At 64.3% G+C, this 215-nt stretch carries 1 protein-coding gene; it reads left to right on the top strand.

Going from position 1 to position 215, the window contains the following annotated elements; translation table 11 throughout:
- The coding region (locus JOY50_RS29460) for an Ig-like domain-containing protein (RefSeq protein ID WP_243056219.1) at positions 1 to 215 on the top strand (215 nt) is incomplete at both ends.

A 215-nucleotide genomic window follows, 5' to 3' on the forward strand; every position in this document is an offset into this window, starting at 1 on the left:
CNNGCAACCTGGCCATCGATGCCGACGGCACCACCCTCACCGGTTCCGCGCCTGCCGGTACTCGCGTGGAGGTGCATGACGCCAACGGCACCCTGATCGGCAGCGCCATCGCCAATGCCGATGGCACGTTCAGCATCGAGCTGAATCCTGCTCAAGCCAACGGCGAACTGCTGGATGTCGTTGCCATCGATGACAGCGGCGTTTCTTCGCTGCCG

Origin of the sequence: Pseudomonas sp. BP01 (assembly GCF_022760795.1) — a bacterium.
In the GTDB taxonomy this organism is placed as follows: domain Bacteria; phylum Pseudomonadota; class Gammaproteobacteria; order Pseudomonadales; family Pseudomonadaceae; genus Aquipseudomonas; species Aquipseudomonas putida_Q.